We start from the raw sequence: 20,895 nt of genomic DNA on the forward strand, positions 1-20,895 counted from the left end.
CATAAATGGTAAATGCTAAGGGATTGTCCTCCCTAAGCGTAATGCAAAATCCCAATTAAAGTTATTATACCCGATTCTTTCCATGATTTCAATTCTTTTTCGCCAGAAAGCAAGCAAAGCTTTCGTGAAGTTTATCGTTGCATACTGTGGCGGCAGGCCTTATAATAAATGTATTATTTTGCGTGATTTGTTGAGGAGGGAAATTTGTGGAAAACGATAAATTCAAACGCTCTTTCCGAACTCCCTTTCAAAATAGCTTAGGTTTAGCGGTTTACCGCTCCGGCTTGCAGCGCTGTGCGCCAGACCACTCTTGGGGGCCGGGCATCCGCGACCATTATTTAATTCATTATATTCTTTCCGGTAAAGGCCGGTTTGACAGCGGGAAAAAGAGGTATACTCTTACTGCTGGGGATGGTTTTCTTGTCGTGCCTGGTGTTATTTCTTCTTATCAGGCGGATTACAACGAGCCCTGGGAATACTGTTGGGTAGGGTTTAACGGTGCTGATGCTCGCCGTCTTGTAAATGAGACAGGTCTTTCGGAAGAGCAGCCGTTGTTTCACTACGATAAAGACAGTTTAATTGAGAATATGCTCAACGATATTTATACCGCAACGGGGCCAAGCCCCAGCAATGAAGCTCAAATGACAGCAGCACTTCTGCGCTTTCTTGCTGCAATGATGGTGCTGAACGGCGATCAAAATTGCCGCAAGGATACGGGCTACGCGTATGTGCAGCGCTCCATTCAATTTATTGATTTTAATTATTCTCGAGAAGATTTAAATATTACGCAAATTGCTGCGAATGCAGGAGTGAGCCGCAGTCACTTATACCGCTTGTTTTTACAGCATACGGATATGACGCCGAATGAATACCTGACGAAATACCGTATTAATAAAGCGGCGGATTTATTAAAAAATGAGAATCTTTCTGTTGGAGAGGCGGCTTATTCAACCGGTTTTTCAGACCAGCTTTACTTTTCAAGGGTGTTCCGCAAGTTAAAGGGAATGCCTCCGAGTAAATTTGCGGAGTCCGCACAAAAAGCGGAAAAGGAGAAATAACATGGAAAATGCAAGTGATAAAATACAGAACTGGGTAAAGCAGGTACAGGAACACCAAACAGCCGGGTGGGATTCTATGCCCGAAATCTATCTTTATATGGATCAGGTCATCACATATATGGAGCGACAGCTCAATTTGTTTGGGCGTGACGAACAAAGCGTGCTGCTTACCCCCAGTATGATTAATAATTACGTTAAGGACCGTGTACTACCACGGCCAGACAAGAAAAAATATGGACGTGAGCATTTGGCAATGCTTACAATCATCAGCCTGTTAAAGCAGGTTTTGTCGATACAAGATATTTCTTCCGTACTCAATTCGGGTAACGGTGAAGTGTTCCAAAAAGAGATTTATGAAACCTTTCGTGTGGCACAACAGGAGGAACTAGCAAGCGTTTGTGAACGTGTGAATACTGCGGTGGAGCAGGGGGAAGAAGAGCTTCTTTGGCTGGCGTGTGCTTTGGCAGTGGAAGCATCCGCACGGCGAATTGTTGCAGAACGCATTTTAAGTGAGCTTTCCCACTCAAAGACCGAATCGGAGGAAAAACAATCATGAAAGAACTTAGTTCCTTAAATCGTATTTCAACCGTACTAAACTTTATTGTAATTGTTCTTGCCCTTTTTTCGTGGCTCGCGAGCGGCTGGAATAACCCAACGGTGATGACAGCCGCTTTTACACTTATGAGTCTTTGCTTCTGGGGTTCCACTGTAGTGCTTGTTGCTGACAGTGTTCAAAGCGGAAGCTACCGCAATAAAAGAACAAGAGCGTCTTGTGTTGTGCGCGATTTATTTGCATTGGTTGCAGCAATTTTGCTTTCAATTTATACCTTTGTTACTTATTATATCGCGTAACAAATAGCGCACACAATTTAATTAATTTATTTGTTTTTAAATGATAGGCGGCGAAAGCAAGTGAGAAAAGAACGGTTTTTATTCTATTATTTATGGTTGTTTTTGTTGATGACAGTGGGTGCGTTTGTATGGCAAATGTTTTTACCTGGCATTGCAGAAAGCATGTCAGTATGGGGTATCAGCAAGGGCTGGCAGACTGAAATTGCATTATGGAATGTTGGGTTAGACATAGGAATACTACTTACCCTTGTAAAACGTAACGTTGAATACGCAAAAGTATTAACGATAATTTCACTATCTCTTTGCATTCTATTAGGCGGGCACCACCTGATTTATGCGCTTACGCAAACTACCAATGCAAATACCAGTCTGCATTGGGCTGGGGCAATTGAAGTATTACTCATTGGTGGTGGAGCTGGAATTTTTGCTATTGTAAAATCTGATTGCTTCCAAAGAAATTAATATTTTTCTATAATTTTTAAGAAGGTGGTATGGTGAAAATTCTTGACATGAAACACCCTAAGAATCGAGCTTCCTCTGCACGTTAAACAATAATTTTTGTGCAGAGGAGTAACGAAAAAAATGAACCGAATGAATCAACCCCTTATTACAAAAGAAACGATTGCATCAATGGAGGACATGTCTTCTTTTACGTATGCCCTCATCTTTGATGATTTACTAATTGTAGCTCAGAAAGAAACCAATTGCTTTGTTTTAAAATCTTCGGATGGACTGATTGTAATCGATGCAATTTGGCCGGATCAAAAAGCGTTTGATGCAATTATACATGCAATAAAAGAGGTAGGCTGGGAGCCGGAAAGCGTTCAAAAGCTGATTCTAACCCATGGGCATGTGGATCACACCGGCTGTGGAAAATGGTTTGTTGAAAAATACGGGGTAACTACCTACCTGTCGCAAATTGATGATATGTATTGGCGCGACCACCCGGTAAAGCCGGACAGACCCAATACGTGGAAAGATTATGAGATAGATGTGTATCTCAATCACGGAGATACCATTACACTTGGCGATAAAACTATTTATGTGTATAGCACTCCCGGTCATACACCGGGTGGGCTCAGCTTTATATTCCCAGTCATGGAAGAGGGAACACCCCACATGGCGGCATTATGGGGTGGCACTACTCCTCCCAGAACAATACCGGCAGTAAACCAGTACTTGGCTTCATTGGAATATTTTATGAGTGTTGCACAGTTCCATAATGTTGACGTTGCGTTGAGCAACCACACTGCGGTAGACAATGGGTTGGAACGCATTGCATACTCAATAAAGCGCATGAGTTATATGCCGAATATTTATATTATCGGGAAGAAAGGTTTTCAAAATTACTGCCAAGTGTTTCGAACCATGAGCAATCAAATTTTAGAGAAATAATGACAAATTGAAAGGACAACCTGCTGAAACGTAGGTTGTCCTTTTCTAAATAACGATAATGGAAATTAAATTTATGAAGAAACAATACAAAGATTATTTTAATGTTTCTTATCATTTGTTATATATTAAGAAGTTGCATGATGTAGGATAGACAGGATTTGCAAATTCTGGTAACATAGCTTTAGCTTATTGAAAGGAAATATTATAAGTGAATAATAAGTATAATATTCTTACAGCCATGTACCGTTATGGCCTGCTTTTTATGGAGGATCAACCTTCTATTCAGCAAATTGAGAACACATTAACTACTACAAATCCCCATACAATGATACCTGGCAGTAAGCTGATTGTAAAAAAGGCACTGTCAGATAACTTCGGTGTATCCAATAAGCAGGAGATGGAGCAGGTTGTTTCAGGCCTGTTGTATTCTGTTTTGGAAGATGGAATTTTCTATCATGCTTTGTTAGATTTATTTTATGCGAATCCCAAAGAGTTCTCGTCAGTAACGAAGGAACTAGCAGAAGACTATTTTTCAGACGATAAAATGAAAGTAATAAGTGCCCCGTACACCCCCCTGTGGGAAAAGTACCACATTATAGAGGGTTACAATTCGAATATTGATGATGAAATGAAAGAACTGATTATCGGTTTCTTTCAAGATGAGAATTCTTCCAACGTAAAATCCATTGCTGCTCTTTTTGAACAGAATCAGTCTTGGTTGTCCAAAACCAAGGGGCTATCGATGACAGGCTTTCATCTTTCTCGCATTATTTCTATCATTTCAGATTCCAATGTCAGCGGTTATATTACAGATGAAGAGACTGCCTCTTTGCTTAATTTTTATGGTTCCATTACGGAGTCATTGTTCCCCAATTGGGAAGCTTTTTTATTCAGTGCCATATTCGGCAAACAGCTTATGTCGGCAGCAAGCGGAACGTTTATTATTGATTCAGCAGATTATATTCAGAGTTGTTATAAGTTTGCTGCACACCCTGCGAAGCTTTACGAGGTTGCTGGGTTATGGCAAGGCAGCGATATGACGGAGTTCTGCTCGAAAATTTCTAGCACCTATAAGGTGAATTTAGATTCGAAAGAAACCGCCGTAGGGGAGTCGGAACCAAGGTATGCTTTCTTGCATTCCACTGTATTACCTGTGTTCCAAAAATATGGGGTAGCATATTTATTCGATATGAAGTTTTGTGAATTAGAGTATGCAGTGCCTATGGCAGATACAAATTCGCTAAGCTACGGAGAACTCGATCACTTTTGCAACAAAACTAAGCTGGAGCTTGAAGATGATGAAATTCCATTTTTGGCAACTGCAAAAACACTTATCACAAATAAACGTATTAGAATACTGGAAAAGAAGCTGTTTAAAAAGGAACTACATACGTTTAGTTGGAAAGAAAAGCTTACTTTTACACAGTCTTTCTCAAAATTGGATTTAATTATCCTTCAGGTGAATGGAAAGGCAATGTTCCATATGCCTCGTAATTACGAAAAGGCAGGTATTAGCAAGAGTGATGATGTGTATTTAGAGAAGGATAAAATAATACAATTTTATTCGGAAGATATTAAAAATGCGCTGCTTGCCCTTGCGGAACTGAATCAAGTTTTGGCTAGCCAATAACAGTAAGTGTTTTCGCATAACCAAAGCATAGAAAAAATTTTTAGAGGGCGCTTTGGCGTCCTCTATTTTTTTAACCAGAATTATGTTCCTTCATATTATAGCAAAAGACGAAAATCGATGCAGTGAAAGAAATGAGGGAATACTATGTGTGGAATTGCGGGATTTTGCGATTATCACGATACGCTATCAGAAGAAGCCCCGCTATGGGGTGCGCTGGCCAAACGGATGGGTAACCGGCTTCGCCACCGGGGTCCGGATGACGCTGGAGTACATGTTTCAAGTCATGCCGCTTTTGCGCATGCCCGGCTTGCAGTAGTGGATATTGAGGGCGGAAAGCAGCCTATGACCCGCCTGCAGGATGGCTACCGCTACACCATCACTTATAATGGTGAGCTGTATAATACGGAAGAGCTTCGGCAGGAGCTGCGCCTTTTGGGCTGCCAGTTCCAGTCGCACAGCGACACTGAGGTGCTGCTGTATTGCTATATTCATTTTGGGCCATTCTGTGCAGAAAAGCTGAATGGAATTTACGCATTTGCCATCGATGATGAGCGGAGAAACTGTACCTTTTTATGTCGAGATCGTTTTGGGGTAAAGCCACTGTTTTACACTGCGGTAAACGACCGTCTGGTGTTTGGGTCTGAAATGAAGGCACTGTTCGAGTACCCGGGGGTTAATCCAGTGCTCGACAAAACGAGCTTGTGCGAGCTGTTCGGCCTAGGGCCGGCAAGAACAGCGGGGTGCGGGGTGTTTCAGGGAATTCGCGAGCTAAAGCCGGGATATTCTGCGGTGTATAACCGTGAAGGTTTGCGTGCATACCCGTATTTTGAGCTGGAAAGCTACGAGCACCCTGACAGCTACGAAGACACCGTTTTGCGTGTAAGAGAGCTGTTGTCAGACACCGTTAGCCGCCAGCTTGTTTCGGATGTTCCTTTGAGTACCTTTCTTTCTGGCGGGCTAGATTCCAGCATTATTACAGCACTGGCGGCCGCTCAGTATAAAAAGGAAGGCCGAATACTCGACACCTATTCCTTTGATTATAAAAATAATGAGAAATACTTTAAACCAACCGCTTTTCAGCCAGATGAGGATAGGCCTTGGGTTGACCGGATGATTCAGGAATTTGGAACCAACCACCGCTTTTTAGAGTGCGATACGGAAACCTTGGCAGATCGACTTTACGATGCGGTTATCGCAAAGGATTTACCTGGAATGGCAGACGTTGATTCCTCTTTGCTGCATTTCTGTTCACAGGTAAAAACGGGGCACGTGGTTGCTTTATCGGGTGAATGCTCCGATGAGATTTTTGGCGGGTACCCTTGGTTTCATAAAAAAGAAGCATTTGAGGGAAATACGTTCCCATGGTCACCCGATTTAAGCATTCGTAAGGTACTGCTAAAACCCGAAATTCTCAATGAATTGGGCATGGATGAGTATGTGGATCGCCGTTACACGGAGTCGATAGAGGCAACCCCACGTTTGGCGGGGGAGAGTGACGAAGAACGGCGTCGCAGAGAGATAAGCTACCTCAATATTCACTGGTTTATGTCTACTCTGTTAGACCGTAAGGATCGTTGCAGTATGGCGTGCGGTCTCGAAGTTCGTGTGCCGTATGCAGACCATCGGTTGGTTCAATATGTGTTTAATACGCCATGGGAATACAAGAACCACGGGGGCATTACAAAGGCGCTTCTGCGCGATGCCGCAAAAGACTGGCTGCCGGAAGATATTCTCATGCGTAAGAAAAGCCCCTACCCCAAAACGCATAATCCGTCCTACGAAGCGTTGGTTCGCCACCGCTTAACAAGGATTTTGGAAGACCCTGTAGAGCCTATTCATCGCTTAATTAATGAAAGTGTAGCCAAAGAGCTGCTCCACGAAAAATCAGATTACGGTAAGCCTTGGTTTGGCCAATTGATGGCTGGTCCGCAGCTAATGGCTTATTTACTGCAAATCAACTTCTGGCTCAAGCGGTACGATATTACGTTACAGCTTTAATTGACGAGAAACATTGGCTGTATTAAGCAATAAAGACCTCCTGCTGTATGATTGACGGCAGGAGGTTTTTGTGCGTTTTTAAATTGGAGAAGTGCGTAGGATGGTATTGAGTATTTGCTCAATTTGAAAAGTATAAAAATTTTCCGGTCATGCGTTTAATACAGGTAACGCTATGCCAAACGAATCTTATTCTTCTGAATTTAGGCGAAGGTTATTCGATTCATTATTTAGAGAAAAGCGCCGATCCTCTTCTTCATAATTTAGGATGAAAAGCAGGATAATATAAGAAACAATCGGAATAAAAAAGGAACGGCTTTTCCGTAATATGGGGAAGCCGTTTTGCCGTATAAAACCTGCTTTCAAGGCCAGAATAGAGTCAGGTGATAAAATATGATTGTTTCTTTAATACGAACATTTCTGCTTTATTTCGTCATTATTTTAGCAGTAAGATTAATGGGGAAACGCCAGATTAGCGAATTGCAAACCTCTGAGCTGGTCGTTACCCTCCTCATTTCAGACATAGCATCCATTCCGATGCAAAATACAGGCCAGCCCTTGGTCAGTGGGCTGGTTCCTATTTTTACGCTTGTTGCAATCGAGATTATTTTGTCAATTTTAATGCTAAAAAGTGGTGGCTTTCGTAAAATCATTTGTGGCAGCCCTATCGTAGTAATTAGTGATGGGAAAATTCAACAAAATGAGCTTCGACGGCTACGTATGTCTATTGAAGATTTATTCGAAGATTTGCGCCAAAACAGTATTGTTTCACTTGCGGATGTAGCTTATGCCATTGTAGAAACAAATGGCAAATTGAGTGTGATTAAAAAGCCCGGAAAAGACTCTGTAACACCAGATATGCTCCAGCTGATTGTTCCGGATACAGGAATAGAAGCTGTAGTTGTAAGTGATGGTGTGGTTTCGGAGGTTTCCGCTCAGCTATGTAAAAAATCGGTTGCGTGGGTTGAAGGTGTAGTAAAATCGAAAAATCTTACTTTGGACCAGGTGTTTTTGATGACCGCCAATACAGCGGGAGATTTTCAAATTATTAAAAAGGATGGGAAGACACAATGAATCGTATTTGGGCAGCGCTTGCGATTCTGGTGATTCTTTTCAGTACTAGTATTTGGGCAGCCTATGAGGTAGATAGAATGACAGGCGAGGTTTCTGAAATGCTGGTACAAGTCCAGGATAGCATTGACAGTGGTGAGAAAGAGCGTTCAAAAGAAATAATTAAGAATGCGGTAGAAACTTGGCATGGGTACCATCATATAATGTCTTTTTTTATTCCGCATGAGCGATTAGAAACCGTAAGCCAATCGCTTTCAACAACAAAATCTTTTCTAGAAACCGGCACAGAGGATGAAGCTAGAGCGGAATGCAGCCGCGCTATGAACCAAATCCATACGTTAAAGGATACGGAAATGCCTTATCCCAATAACATTCTGTAAAGCTATAAGCTTTAAAAACGGGGAGCAAAATTGGCTTAGACCATTATGATAAAGCAAAATGAGAGAGAACAGGCATGCTGTAATTAGCTAGCTTGTTCTCTTTCTGCTGAGAAAACCCCGTAAAGGATTCTATGTTAGATGATTGTCCAACTTTGTAATCATTACATATAATAGGGTAACCTATAAAAAAGGAGGGTTCAATGTGTGGGTTTGGAATAATTGCAGATGGTGGTTCTGTTATAACGGTCGTTGTATTCCTTGGTGCAATTGCAGAAATAACAACAATTGTTGGTGGCGTTAAGTCATTTTCCGCAACATGATTTTGCATTGCACTGTATGAATGAAGGGATTTTCCATAGACTATCTATGAGGTGATTTTGTATGGATTATTCCGACTTCTCGTTTCCTCAGGCTCTATCGGAAGACCGCAAGCTAAAAGAGTTCTTTGATGCTCTACCGGAATTAGACCAGCTTCGCCTAATGCAAGGGTGCAGCTCCTATGGCGAGTTTTATGATAGGGTCGTACAGGCAGTTCCCAAGTGCTAATAAAAGGAGTTCGTCTCAATGGCGAGCTCCTTTTTGCATGAAATGGAATGAAAGCAGGAGCGGTTTATCTCTATGGAAAAGTGAACTGTGGGGGAAGGAAGCACAAACTCAAATTTGACCTGGTGCGGTTGTAAGTGTGAGAAATGTGTTATATAATTGTGCTTAACATAATGAGTAACCAAACTCTATTTGATTTAGAGAGTAAATAAAGGAGAAGACTGTGAAGAAATCTCAACAAATGTCTGAGTCCCTGCCTCTTGTAATTTTATTAACGCTATCCGGTGGGTTTATGGATGCGTATTCCTATATATGTCGAGATGAGGTTTTTGCAAATGCCCAAACCGGAAATCTTTTATTGTTCGGGGTAAATCTTTCAAAGGGTAATTTTCATTTGGCTTGGCAATATGCGTTACCGGTTTTATCTTTTGCTTTTGGGATAGCTGTTGCGGAAATTATTAGAATGTATTTTAAGAACGCGCGGCGATTTCATTGGCGTCAGGCTGTACTTATGGCTGAAGTTGTTATTTTGTTTATGGTTGCATTTATCCCCCAAAGTATGAATCTGTTTGCAAATAGCCTGATTTCTTTTGCCTGTGGTGCGCAGGTGGAGAGTTTTCGGAAAGTGAACGGAAATGGAATTGCCACTACAATGTGTATTGGTAATCTGAGGGTAGCTGTACAGAATATTTGCAATTATGGCTTTACCAAAAATGAAGAAGAAAAGAAAACCGGTCTCTTATATTTCGCTATAATTGGAATATTTGTAATGGGAGCAATTATAGGGAGTCTTTGCATTAATTTGTGGTATGAAAAAGCAATTATAGTTAGCTCCATATTGTTGTTCATTGGTTTTGCGATCATGTTTATTAAAAAAGAAACTTAACAGTACATTATCAATAGTAAAAACCAGCACTGGAATTCCGGTGCTGGTTTAAAAATATGCGCGTAAAAAAGTGCATGCCGAATACCTTTGTAGCTTCACGATTTTTGAGACCACCTAATTTATTTAAAAGAAATATAGAGCTTGTATTTGGGTGTTATAATAAAACATAATAAATAGATATGTATACTTGGGTGAACAGCGGTTTTGACTCGACTGTACTCTGGGCTTAAATTTAATATGGAGAGGAAGTTTGCGAAGATGGCACATTATGCGAATAGTATAACTGAATTAATTGGAAAAACGCCTTTGCTGCGACTTACGAATTATGAGAAAAAGCAGGAGTTAAATGCAACCATACTTGCCAAGTTAGAATATTTTAATCCCGCTGGAAGTGTAAAAGACCGTGTTGCAATTGCAATGATTGAAGCCGCTGAGCAAAGTGGAGTCTTAAAAGAGGGTTCTGTAATTATCGAACCTACCAGTGGCAACACCGGTATTGGCCTTGCAGCAGTTGCTGCGGCAAAGGGATACCAAATTATTTTAACTATGCCAGATACGATGAGTGTAGAAAGAAGAAATCTTTTAAAAGCCTATGGGGCACAGGTGGTGCTCACAGAGGGCTCCAAAGGGATGAGAGGTTCTATTCAAAAAGCCGAAGAGCTTGCAAAAGAAATACCGAACTCCTTTATCCCGGGGCAATTTGAGAACCCCGCGAATCCCGAGGTGCATAAAGAAACAACTGGACCGGAAATTTGGCAGGATACAGAGGGTAAAGTGGATTTTTTTGTAGCTGGAGTTGGTACCGGAGGAACTATTACTGGTGTGGGTGATTATTTAAAGAGCCAGAATCCGAATGTGAAGATTATCGCGGTAGAACCGTCAAATTCGCCGGTGTTATCAAAAGGAACTCCAGGGCCAAACCAGATTCAGGGATTAGGTGCAGGCTTTGTACCGGAGGTGTTGGATACCACTATTTATGATGAAATCATTTTGGTGGAAAATGAAGATGCTTTTTTAAAGAGCAAAGAGGTTGCAAAAACCGATGGGCTGCTGGTGGGCATTTCTTCCGGCGCTGCCCTTTGGGCAGGGGAGCAATTGGCAAAACGACCCGAAAATGCAGGTAAAGTGATTGTCGTTCTTATGCCTGACACTGGTGAGCGTTATCTTTCCACTCCGCTATTTACGGAATAATCATTACGGCATTACCCCGAGAATTGAGAAGATTTCATATTAAGAAGATTTAAAGACTCGAACTCTATTACCGTATTATGAAACGGTGAAGAGTTCGAGTTTTTATGTCTCTGTGTTTGCGGAGTAAATCAAACAATTACCCCGCCTTTCTATCGTGAGAATAAAGTGTATAAATGTAGAGTTATAAAACTATAACTAGAACTTTGTTATTCTAGATGCAATCCTTAAAAATAGTAGTTGTGTTCATGATGTTGTGGAGATGGTGTATAATGGAAACAAAATAAAGGTTACAATCCTGTTAAATTGCATTCTTTTTTGAACGGCTTGTGCTATAATAAGCAACACATTAGTAAATGATGAGAGTGTGCAAATGCCTCCATGAAAATTACTAAATATCATTCTTTATTTGTTGCAATATGTACTTTAAAATAACTGGTAAAGCATGATACATAAATACTATTAATCCTAAGAAAAGGGAAGTGCTGAAGGTGTCTTTCGGGAACAAAAAAGTTATTATAGCTGCCTCAATGCTTGTGGCAGCTATTAGCGTGGGGGTTATTATTGGTTCCGTTGCTGGTTATATTACAAAATCATCAAAGCCAAATTCGTCCTCTGTCGTTGTATCAAGTGAAGATGTGCCTGCACAGCTGGTAACATCCATACCAATTTCAGAGCAACCGGAATCATCTGTGGTTCAAAGCTCACAAGCACCGTCCTCTAAGCCGGTTTCTTCCACACCTTCTAAAGTACCGTCCTCCTCATCTGCATCTCAGGCGCCTGTGAATTCAGGGGCTATTTCGAAAGAGATGCAAACAATTCAGACGTTGTTCCCCAATTTTTATGTGGAGCATCCTGGAATCATCCCTCACCAGAAAGGGGATAAGGTTGCTTACCTTACCTTTGACGATGGTCCCTCCAATTTAACTCCAGAGGTATTAAAGATTTTGGCAGATAACAACGCCAAAGCAACCTTCTTTGTGATTGGTCGTACCGATGCACAGTCGAAACAATGGATGAAGGATATTGTGGATCAAGGTCACACCATTGGTATGCATACCTACTCACACAACTACAAGCAGATTTATGCTTCTCCCACCGCGTTTTTTACCGATATGTCGAGGCTCAGTGATTTGATTGTTGATGCAACTGGCGTAAAACCGCAGGTGATGCGTTTTGCAGGCGGCAGCGTAAACAGCTACAACAAAACCATTGCACGCCCCGTTGCGGATGAACTGACGCGCAGAGGCTACACTTACTACGATTGGAATGTAAGCGCCGGCGACGCGGAAAAGGGAGCAACGGCACAATCCATTTACCAGAATACCATTAATGGAGCGCTTGGGTATGAAAAAGCGATAGTGCTCTTCCACGATGCTTCTACGAAGCAGAATACGGTAAAAGAGCTGCCCAAGATTATTGAAACACTGAAGAAGAACGGCTACCGTTTTGAAAAGCTTGACCCCACAGTAAAGCCTGTTATCTTCCGGCTTCCTTCATAATTTAAATTATTTCGTTTACTCAATAGGCTATTATTGCTAGAAAGAAGAGGATAGAGCGATTTGCTCTATCCTCTTCTTTCTAAAATTCTTTCGTTTGTACTTCTATTATCAATAAACTTGTAATCCGTAAAGTGGATTCATGATGTCTATTGGAAAATGTTTTTTATTGTAATCCGTGGCGCAATCGGTAATCTGCCAGAAGAAGGTCTACCATACGACCATAGCTTTTTACTCCATCTTCCTGGCGATTTGCTTTTAAATATGTGTCATTGGCTTTGCTTGCTACCTCCGCTACGGGGCCTTCAAAGCGCTTCCAGTATGCTTGGTTGGCAGCCAGGTCTTTTCGGGCTCCATCATTTAAAAGTGCATAAGTCTCTTTCCCAGCAGATTCATCTACAGAATAAAGAGAATTGTTTGCGTATAGAAATGCAAGCATAGTACCGGAATAAGCGAATACTTGGCTATTACTGTTTTGGCATGCTAGGTAAGCAATAAAATTGGCTTCATCCTCACGCATATAGCCTCGCACATGGCTTAGCTCATGCAGCATGGTAACGGGAATGTTGTATGCGGGTGCATCTATATTCACATTGGATTCCACTGTAAAAGGAAAATAGATGCCTGTAATATTTAGGTATGACATCACACGCGATGCCATTACGAGTTTTGGTTTACCATAGCCGCTTTTTAAAGTAGGGTATGTTTTCTCCATAGAATTCATAGTGATGCGGGCAGTTTCTGCCGCTTTATTTCGATCGGAAAGAATGGTTACGCCTTGATTATCGGTTTCTATGCCTACCCGTTCTTGATTTGCTCGTTGAGCTAGCTCTGTACAAAGCGCTTTTAATTCATCCGTAGAGGATGGGCGTACCGCCAGTCCTGTAACTTGCGCAAATGGATATCGGGAGTAGTTTAATCCGCAATTTAAGGTGAAACAAAGAGAGACAATACCCAACGCACAAAATAGAGTTGCCATTGCGCGCCGCAGCCGCTCCTTGCGCTCCTGCTTATTGCGAATCAACTGTACAATTAGGCGTATCAATAAGACAGGAAGAAATACAATTAAAATTGCCAAAATGCATTCCATAAGTGAAAACGGGAAGATGGAGCTGATTCGGTTAATTGTTAGTGAGAATAGTGGGTAGAGAGTCACACTGTACCATTCAGACCAGTCTGGGTGTAATGAAAAGAGATATAATGCTACCAGAGAAATTGGTAGCATTAGGAAAAACCAGCTTCGTTTGTATGATATGAACTTTTTCAATTCGTTTCTTCTCCTTTGATCGTTGCCTATCAATCCCACTAATGCAGTGCTTGACTAATTATAAAAAGTGTAAATATCTAAAAATGGATAGCGGCATTTCTATTATACATTACAGATTGTTGCAAGTAAAAGAAAATAGTCTATTTTCCGTTTAGATTAATATTTTACTAAAAAAGTAAGTTCTCTTTTCTCGGTGAATCTGCTTACTATACGCTTGGCAAAAGCTGGTTAATTGTGATACAATAAAATTCGTAAATTAATCAAAATATTGTTACTGAGTTTGGTAGTGAAAAATAAAAAAAAATAGCGTTGCGTTCGCCTCCAAAAGGAAGAGAAATAGCTGCATGTTTCTAGACTAAGTATTAGAGGTAACGCTATAAACATCATTACGGGAGCAGGCCATGTTAAAATCTTTTACGCAGTCTCGTACAAAATTACTTCACAGTTTGCCTTATGTCGTCATCGTAGGGATGACGGTTTTATTTTTGGTCCGTTCCGTTTTTGGATTCGATTGGTCCGACGAAACCTACTATTTGGCGCTGCCTTATCGTTTTGCATTGGGTGACCGTCCGTTTTTGGATTCTTGGGATATTCACCAAACCGGGGCTTTGCTGATTGCACCCATTTTATGGTTGTATCGTCTGGTGGTAGGGGATATGACCGGGGTCATTTTATTCATGCGGATATTCTATATTTGTGTGGATGCCCTTGTTGCTCTATTAGTATACCGCGCTGTATTCCGCTTGTTTCGCCGCAGAATGCCGGCATTGCTTTGCGCCGGTTTGTTTTTTTCATTTACCCCATTTGGAATTAATAATTTTTCTTATAACAGCATGGGATATCTGTTTACAGTTTCCGCCGCCATGTTGGTATTTATTTTGTATGGCGATTCATTTTCTATTCATGGGGCTTTTGTGATTGGCTCTCTCTCTGGAATTCTAATGGCGCTTGCCTGCATTTCCTATCCGTTTTTTATCATGGCGGTGCCGATTTTTTTATTAGCACTTTATCGAATTCGCCCTCGCGTGCGAAAGAATGGACTCGAGCCGGAATCACTTGCTCCGCTGTTTGGCATGCTTTGTGGAGGCGCTTTTCTATTGTTCGTGGCAGGTGCGTATCTTTTGGTAGTAGGCGGCGGTATTTGGGGAATACATGATAATGTTAAATTCCTTTTTGAAGACCCGGAGCATACTTACCAGAACCTGTTTGTGAAAACCTCACTGTTTTTGCAGGATTACCAGATGCTGACCATCCTTTCTTTATTAGAAATTACATTGTTAATTCTTATTTTATTGTCCCGCCAATTAAAAACTGAGCTGGATTTGGCACCGGTGCTGGAAGTAATGATTTGGATTTGTATGCCCCTTAGCCTAATTGTAAATGTTGGTATGGTGCTCATACAAACGGATTTGGTTTTTACCTCAAAGGTAAATTACATTCAGGCCTGCGCAGGGCTTTGGCCGCTCATACTTACCGCGTACCGTCCACAGCGCCGCAGTCGGATTGTTATTTGGATTTTATATTTGCCGTCACTGGTTCTTAGCTGGGCTGTTTATACTGCCAGCAATAATGGTATGACAGGTGCATCGTATATTTTAAACCTTTCCTCTTTGGCTTTGATTCTAATTGCTTACGATTTCTATACAGCGGAGAGGGAAGCGCCCGCTGCACGCCGCCGAATGCTGAAAACCCTTTGGGCGGCATTTGCAAGTTCGCTCGTGCTTTTGGTGCTGTGTAATACGGTAATGCGTGCTCAGGCTGTGTACCGAGATGAACCCATTGTGTATCTGCGTACACAGCTCACCACAGGCCCAGCAAAAGGTCTATACACCACTCCGGCGGCAGCGGCTCGCTATACCGGCCTTGTGGAAGATATTCAAAATGCCGTGCCGTCAGGCGATGGGCGCGTTATGTTTAATGAGCTATTGCCTTTTGGTTATATGTGCAGCCAGCAACGACCCGCACCGCCATCGCTATGGCGCGTGGAGCTGCCGTCAAAACGAACAGAGGTATTCTTCCAGAAGAACCCGCAGAATCGCCCAGCACTTTTATATGTGGTAAAGGCGCCCTACGGTGTGAATAATGGAACACAGCCGGTAACGCAACGCATGGCTGAGCAAATGCTGGGTGGCTCAGTAGTTATGAAAGAAACGGAATATTCTTACCAATTTACCAGAAAATAAGGATAGGGGCAGTTTGGAATATTTTATATTCCATTTACAAGCCAACGGAAATCGAGGAACGATCGAAGGGGACAACCGATGGATTATTATCTGAACAGACATACCGAAGCAGGTGCCATTCTGTTTGATGTATATGACACAGCCGGTGCCTGTCTTTATGCGGTAGAAGGCGAATGGGGTTCGTTTGGGGGCAAAATGTTTCTAAAAGACACCTTTGGAGCCGAAATTGCCAAAATAAGCTGTGTAGGTATTCATGGCCTATGTAAATACAGTGTGCAAATTGGAGAGCAGGAGCAGCTCCGTGTTACGTATAATTTAGCGTCATCGAGCAGCAGCTTAAAGCTGAGTAAAACCGATTGGAGTCTTCGCGGTGATTTATTGACCCGCTGCTTTGATGCGGTTGACGGCAAAGGAGTTGTGCGTATGACCCATGCGCCATGCTGGACCCCCAACGGGGACGGCTACGGAATACAGGTGGAACAACAGGCGGATGTACCGCTTGCACTGTGCCTTGCCGTTATTGTCGACAATGCCGCTTTGTGCGGTCCGGGGTGTGCAGTGCCTGCCAATTAAGCATTGACAAAGCCCCAGTGCGATGGGATAATATGAGAAAGATGCGAACAGCCGCGAAATGTCTTATTTTAAATTGGATTTTGTGGAAAACAGGGCGTGGGAATCCCCGCGCTTTGTGTTTTTCAAGCGGTAATTGTATCATAATTTGCACCCATTATACCGGGCATTTTGCCCGTTTGGCGTTTTATGGTGCCGCCTTTATTTGGATCGATTTTAGGAGGAAACACAATGAGCAAGGAGCTTGCGAAAACGTACGAGCCGCAGGAGGTAGAGGACAGAATTTATCAATTCTGGCTTTCTGGCGGCTATTTTCACGCGGAGGTGGACCCGAAGAAAGACCCGTATACCATTGTCATTCCACCGCCGAATATTACCGGCCAGCTTCATATGGGGCATGCACTGGATGAAACCTTGCAGGATATTTTAATTCGTTGGCGTAGAATGCAGGGCTACTCTGCACTTTGGCTGCCGGGTACCGACCATGCTTCCATTGCAACGGAAGCAAAAATTGTAGAGGCTATGCGCAAAGAAGGAATCACGAAGGAAGAAATCGGTCGTGAAGAATTCTTAAAGCGTGCTTGGGAATGGAAAGATAAGTACGGCGGTACCATTATAGGTCAGCTTAAAAAATTGGGTTGCTCCTGCGATTGGGAGCGTGAGCGCTTTACATTAGATGATGGCTGCTCCGAAGCAGTAAGTGAAGTCTTTTTACACCTGTACGAAAAAGGCTTGATTTACCGCGGCGAGCGTATTATCAACTGGTGCCCACATTGCCGTACTTCTATTTCTGACGCAGAGGTAGAGTTCAGCGAGCATGAGGGTAACTTCTGGCACCTTCGCTACCCGCTTAGTGATGGCTCCGGCGACATTCATCTTGCCACGACACGCCCAGAGACAATGCTAGGTGATACTGCTATTGCCGTTCACCCGGATGACGAGCGTTACCAGCACATGATTGGTAAGACCGTGATTCTTCCGCTGGTTGGCAAAGAGATTCCGATTATTGCAGATACTTATGTTGAACCCGAATTTGGAACCGGTGTAGTAAAAATTACACCCGCGCATGACCCGAACGACTTTGAGGTTGGTCTGCGCCATAATCTGCCTGTAATCAACGTGATGGATGAAGCGGGTATCATCAATGAAAACGGCGGAAAATACCAAGGGTTAGACCGCCTGGAGGCCAGAAAGCAAATTGTCAAAGAGTTGGACGAGCAGGGCTTCCTGCTGAAAGTGGAGCCCATTAAGCATAATGTTGGTTCTTGCTACCGCTGCTCTACCGTAGTTGAGCCGCGTGTTTCAAAGCAGTGGTTTGTGAAAATGCAGCCTATGGCAAAGCCGGCAATTGACCGTGTACGGGATGGAGAAGTTAAATTCGTTCCCGAGCGTTTTGAAAAGATTTACTACCATTGGATGGAGAACATCCGTGATTGGTGTATTTCTCGCCAGCTTTGGTGGGGTCATCGTATTCCGGCTTGGTATTGTGCCGGTTGCGGAGAGATGATTGTTGCCAAGGAAGCACCTGGCACTTGCTCTAAGTGCGGCAGCCACCACCTGCACCAAGACCCCGATACGCTCGACACCTGGTTTTCTTCTGCTTTGTGGCCTTTCTCTACTCTTGGCTGGCCGAATAACACCGAAGACTTGAAATATTTCTACCCAACCAACACCTTGGTAACGGGTTACGATATTATCTTCTTCTGGGTAGCTCGCATGATTTTCTCTGCAATTGAGCAAACCGATCAAGTCCCGTTTAATACGGTTCTTATTCACGGTTTGGTGCGTGACGCACAGGGACGCAAAATGTCGAAATCCCTTGGTAACGGTATTGACCCTCTGGAGGTTATTGCAGACTTTGGCGCAGACGCCCTGCGCTTTACGCTCGCAACCGGCAACAGCCCGGGCAACGACATGCGTTTTTCAGATGATAAGGTTGGCGCAAGCCGCAACTTTGCCAATAAAATTTGGAATGCTGCTCGCTTTATCCGCATGAATATTGAAGATCATGAGGTGGAAAACCGCCTGCCGGAACACCTCACACAGGCAGACCGCTGGATTATCGGTACCTTCCATGAGGTTGCCAAAGAAATCACCGAGAATCTTGAGAAATTTGAGCTTGGCATCGCTGTGCAGAAGCTCTACGATTTCTTATGGGATGATTTCTGTGACTGGTATATTGAAATTGCTAAAATCCGTATGCAGGGTGAGGACGAGCAAACCGCTCAAAGTGCTCGCCAGGTTTTGGTATGGGTAATGTCGAATACACTCAAGCTCATGCACCCGTTCATGCCGTTTATTACGGAAGAAATCTGGCAGTCACTGCCCCATGAGGGCGACTCCATCATGGTTTCTAAGTGGCCGGAATATAAGCCGGAGCTGAGCTTTGAGCAGGATCGAATAGAGATGCAGCGCGTTATGGATGCCATTCGTGCTGTTCGTAACCGCCGTGCGGAAATGAACGTGCCGCCGTCACGCAAGGCGCACCTCTCCGTTGCGGTAACCGGTACTGCGGCAGATACGTTCCGTGCGAATGTTGATGTGATTTCACGCCTTGCATATGCGAGCCAGATTGAAATTGCAGATGCTTGGAATTTGCCGGATGCCGTTACCATTGTTACGGATGCCGCAACTCTTTATATCCCCACCGATGAGCTTGTAGATAAAAAGGCAGAACTTGCAAGGCTTGAAAAAGAATTGGAGTCTGTACAAAAACAGCTGGATTCCGCCGAAGCGAAGCTGAAAAATGACACTTTTATGTCTAAGGCACCAGACAATGTAGTGGATGGTGTTCGTAAAAATGCGGAAAAGCTGGCAGAGAAAGCCGCTGGTATCCGTTTGGCAATCCAAAATCTAAGCAAATAAAAACGAACCGATTCATTCGGGTGCAGCCGCCATTTTGGGTGGCTGCACCTTAATGGCGAATGGTCGAAAAGGGGACGCATCATGACATATCAAGAAGCGCTGGAACAAATATCCTCACAAGCTAAATTTGGCATTAAGCCGGGACTTGAGCGTATGGTCAAGTTGCTGGGTAAAATGGGCAATCCGCAGGATCGCCTTAAGTTTGTGCATGTAGCGGGCACCAATGGCAAGGGCTCCACCTGCGCGCTGCTTTCTTCTGTGTTGACTGCGGCGGGCTATAAAACAGGTTTGTATATTTCCCCCTATATTATTGAATTCCGCGAGCGTATGCAGATTTGCGGGCAGATGATTCCGGAGGAAGAGCTTGCTTCGCTAACGGAAGAGCTTCTCCCACTGATTCATGAGATGGAGCAAGAGGGCGATTCCCTGACGGAATTTGAGTTTATTACGGCAATGGCCATGGAATGGTTTGCCCGCAGTAATTGCGATATCGTTGTTCTGGAGGTTGGCCTTGGTGGTCTTTTTGACGCAACTAATTTGATTAAAACACCTCTTGTGTCGGTAATTATGTCTATTTCGCTTGATCATACCGGCGTTCTTGGCGATACGGTCGAAAAAATTGCATTTCAAAAGGCTGGGATCATCAAAGAAGATGGCGATACCGTTGTTTTTCCACGGCAGGAGTACGGTGCCATGGAGGTTATCCGTGAAGTGGCTCGCCAGCATAACAATGGTTTCTGCGTAGCAGAGCCGGAGGAAATGGAGAATATCGAAAGCGACCTGTTTGGTACGCGTTTTGTTTACCGTGGTGAATCCATGCAAATGCCGCTCATTGGCGAGCACCAAGTGCTCAACGCGGCAACCGTTTTGGCCGTTTTAGGTGTATTGCGCCGAAAAGGATTTCAGCTACCCTTGCCCATGGTGGCAAAGGGATTTGCGCAGGTTGCGTTCCCCGCACGTTTGGAGCTGCTCTCGAAAAATCCTATCTTTTTACTGGATGGTGCTCATAACCCCAATGGAGTGCAGGCGCTGGCAGCTGCCTTGCGGCAGTATCTCTCTGGCCACAGAATTACAGCGATTATGGGAATGCTGGCAGACAAAGACAGCCACGCTTCAATTGGCTATTTAAACGGCCTGCTTGACCAGGTGTATACGCTTACTCCCGACAATCCCCGTGCAATGCAGGCGGAGGAGTTTGCCTCACTCTGGCAGGACATGGGTGTTTCTGCCAAAGCAGCAGAATCCCCCAGGCGTGCTGTGGAGCTAGCTCTAGAGCATGCGGGCAATGACGGTGCGATTGTTGTGTGCGGTTCACTTTACCTTGCAGCAGAAATTCGGCCAATTGCAATTGAAATTTTAAAAGAGAAGTCTCCATCCGCATAATTCGAGTAAAATTTTACCAGTTAACCTCTATCCTTATGGGTAGAGGTTTTTTTATTTCCCGCAGTAGTTTTCCGGGAATGGGACATGCTGTTTCCCTATCAGTAATAATCCAGAATAAGCTCTAAATTTG

At 43.4% G+C, this 20,895-nt stretch carries 18 protein-coding genes; 17 read left to right on the top strand and 1 reads right to left on the bottom strand.

Annotated features, from left to right (window positions below; all coding sequences use genetic code 11):
* The first annotated feature begins 206 nt into the window (after positions 1-206).
* From CAN90_RS07025 to CAN90_RS07080, 13 genes are all read left to right on the top strand, one after another.
* Positions 207-1,058, top strand: coding sequence for an AraC family transcriptional regulator (locus tag CAN90_RS07025; RefSeq protein WP_085833134.1), 852 nt, complete (start codon positions 207-209; stop codon positions 1,056-1,058).
* 1 nt (position 1,059) lies between these two features.
* Positions 1,060-1,614 carry a DUF1836 domain-containing protein gene (locus CAN90_RS07030; RefSeq protein ID WP_085833135.1) on the top strand — a complete coding sequence of 185 codons (555 nt, stop codon included), beginning with the start codon at positions 1,060-1,062 and terminating at the stop codon, positions 1,612-1,614.
* Entirely contained in the window at positions 1,611-1,910 is a 300-nt protein-coding gene (locus CAN90_RS07035; protein WP_085833136.1) for a TMEM199/VMA12 family protein, read from the top strand. The genes CAN90_RS07030 and CAN90_RS07035 overlap by 4 nt, the downstream gene beginning before the upstream one ends.
* A gap of 60 nt (positions 1,911-1,970) precedes the next feature.
* Positions 1,971-2,372, top strand: coding sequence for a hypothetical protein (locus tag CAN90_RS07040; protein ID WP_085833137.1), 402 nt, complete (start codon positions 1,971-1,973; stop codon positions 2,370-2,372).
* Between the two features lie 120 nt (positions 2,373-2,492).
* Positions 2,493-3,305 carry an MBL fold metallo-hydrolase gene (locus tag CAN90_RS07045; RefSeq protein WP_085833138.1) on the top strand — a complete coding sequence of 271 codons (813 nt, stop codon included), beginning with the start codon at positions 2,493-2,495 and terminating at the stop codon, positions 3,303-3,305.
* Positions 3,306-3,513: 208 nt separating this feature from the next.
* A complete protein-coding gene (locus CAN90_RS07050) occupies positions 3,514-4,935 on the top strand; it encodes a DUF1266 domain-containing protein (protein WP_085833139.1) in 1,422 nt (473 codons plus the stop codon).
* Positions 4,936-5,079: 144 nt separating this feature from the next.
* Positions 5,080-6,933: an asparagine synthase (glutamine-hydrolyzing) gene (gene asnB, locus CAN90_RS07055; RefSeq protein ID WP_085833140.1), complete on the top strand. Its 1,854-nt coding sequence runs from the start codon at positions 5,080-5,082 to the stop codon at positions 6,931-6,933.
* 390 nt (positions 6,934-7,323) lie between these two features.
* The gene (locus tag CAN90_RS07060) at positions 7,324-8,004 is read left to right on the top strand and encodes a DUF421 domain-containing protein (protein WP_085833141.1); all 681 of its coding nucleotides are present in this window, start codon (positions 7,324-7,326) and stop codon (positions 8,002-8,004) included.
* A complete protein-coding gene (locus CAN90_RS07065; protein WP_085833142.1) occupies positions 8,001-8,381 on the top strand; it encodes a DUF4363 family protein in 381 nt (126 codons plus the stop codon). The genes CAN90_RS07060 and CAN90_RS07065 overlap by 4 nt, the downstream gene beginning before the upstream one ends.
* A 381-nt stretch (positions 8,382-8,762) precedes the next feature.
* Positions 8,763-8,927, top strand: a complete 165-nt coding sequence (locus CAN90_RS13710) for a hypothetical protein (RefSeq protein ID WP_187138315.1) — start codon at positions 8,763-8,765, stop codon at positions 8,925-8,927.
* A gap of 220 nt (positions 8,928-9,147) precedes the next feature.
* Positions 9,148-9,810, top strand: coding sequence for a YoaK family protein (locus CAN90_RS07070; RefSeq protein WP_085833143.1), 663 nt, complete (start codon positions 9,148-9,150; stop codon positions 9,808-9,810).
* Between the two features lie 258 nt (positions 9,811-10,068).
* Positions 10,069-11,001, top strand: a complete 933-nt coding sequence (cysK, locus tag CAN90_RS07075; RefSeq protein ID WP_085833144.1) for a cysteine synthase A — start codon at positions 10,069-10,071, stop codon at positions 10,999-11,001.
* A gap of 488 nt (positions 11,002-11,489) precedes the next feature.
* A complete protein-coding gene (locus CAN90_RS07080; protein ID WP_242953595.1) occupies positions 11,490-12,500 on the top strand; it encodes a polysaccharide deacetylase family protein in 1,011 nt (336 codons plus the stop codon).
* A gap of 163 nt (positions 12,501-12,663) precedes the next feature.
* On the opposite strand, the gene CAN90_RS07085 is transcribed toward CAN90_RS07080, so the two are convergent.
* On the bottom strand, positions 12,664-13,722 hold the full coding sequence (locus tag CAN90_RS07085; RefSeq protein WP_242953596.1) for a DUF3810 domain-containing protein: 1,059 nt from the start codon (positions 13,720-13,722) through the stop codon (positions 12,664-12,666).
* Positions 13,723-14,165: 443 nt separating this feature from the next.
* Here CAN90_RS07085 and CAN90_RS07090 point away from each other — a divergent pair, with 443 nt between their 5' ends.
* The 4 genes from CAN90_RS07090 (at position 14,166) to CAN90_RS07105 (ending at position 20,765) form a co-directional block, all read left to right on the top strand.
* Positions 14,166-15,947 carry a hypothetical protein gene (locus CAN90_RS07090; protein WP_085833146.1) on the top strand — a complete coding sequence of 594 codons (1,782 nt, stop codon included), beginning with the start codon at positions 14,166-14,168 and terminating at the stop codon, positions 15,945-15,947.
* 78 nt (positions 15,948-16,025) lie between these two features.
* The gene (locus CAN90_RS07095) at positions 16,026-16,520 is read left to right on the top strand and encodes an LURP-one-related family protein (RefSeq protein ID WP_085833147.1); all 495 of its coding nucleotides are present in this window, start codon (positions 16,026-16,028) and stop codon (positions 16,518-16,520) included.
* Between the two features lie 228 nt (positions 16,521-16,748).
* Positions 16,749-19,382, top strand: a complete 2,634-nt coding sequence (locus CAN90_RS07100; RefSeq protein WP_085833148.1) for a valine--tRNA ligase — start codon at positions 16,749-16,751, stop codon at positions 19,380-19,382.
* Between the two features lie 81 nt (positions 19,383-19,463).
* Complete coding sequence (locus tag CAN90_RS07105) at positions 19,464-20,765, top strand: bifunctional folylpolyglutamate synthase/dihydrofolate synthase (RefSeq protein ID WP_085833149.1); 1,302 nt, start codon at positions 19,464-19,466, stop codon at positions 20,763-20,765.
* Positions 20,766-20,895: the final 130 nt, after the last annotated feature.

The sequence above is a fragment of the Clostridium merdae genome (assembly GCF_900176635.1).
Lineage (GTDB): Bacteria > Bacillota > Clostridia > Oscillospirales > Acutalibacteraceae > Faecalispora > Faecalispora merdae.

Coding starts and splice junctions, on each gene's coding strand:
- CAN90_RS07100 (WP_085833148.1), top strand. CDS start 16,749: ATGAGCAAGGAGCTTGCGAAAACGTACGAGCCGCAGGAGGTAGAGGAC.
- CAN90_RS07095 (WP_085833147.1), top strand. CDS start 16,026: ATGGATTATTATCTGAACAGACATACCGAAGCAGGTGCCATTCTGTTT.
- CAN90_RS07090 (WP_085833146.1), top strand. CDS start 14,166: ATGTTAAAATCTTTTACGCAGTCTCGTACAAAATTACTTCACAGTTTG.
- CAN90_RS13710 (WP_187138315.1), top strand. CDS start 8,763: ATGGATTATTCCGACTTCTCGTTTCCTCAGGCTCTATCGGAAGACCGC.
- cysK (WP_085833144.1), top strand. CDS start 10,069: ATGGCACATTATGCGAATAGTATAACTGAATTAATTGGAAAAACGCCT.
- CAN90_RS07045 (WP_085833138.1), top strand. CDS start 2,493: ATGAACCGAATGAATCAACCCCTTATTACAAAAGAAACGATTGCATCA.
- CAN90_RS07030 (WP_085833135.1), top strand. CDS start 1,060: ATGGAAAATGCAAGTGATAAAATACAGAACTGGGTAAAGCAGGTACAG.
- CAN90_RS07065 (WP_085833142.1), top strand. CDS start 8,001: ATGAATCGTATTTGGGCAGCGCTTGCGATTCTGGTGATTCTTTTCAGT.
- CAN90_RS07060 (WP_085833141.1), top strand. CDS start 7,324: ATGATTGTTTCTTTAATACGAACATTTCTGCTTTATTTCGTCATTATT.
- CAN90_RS07105 (WP_085833149.1), top strand. CDS start 19,464: ATGACATATCAAGAAGCGCTGGAACAAATATCCTCACAAGCTAAATTT.
- CAN90_RS07085 (WP_242953596.1), bottom strand. CDS start 13,722: ATGCTACCAATTTCTCTGGTAGCATTATATCTCTTTTCATTACACCCA.
- asnB (WP_085833140.1), top strand. CDS start 5,080: ATGTGTGGAATTGCGGGATTTTGCGATTATCACGATACGCTATCAGAA.
- CAN90_RS07035 (WP_085833136.1), top strand. CDS start 1,611: ATGAAAGAACTTAGTTCCTTAAATCGTATTTCAACCGTACTAAACTTT.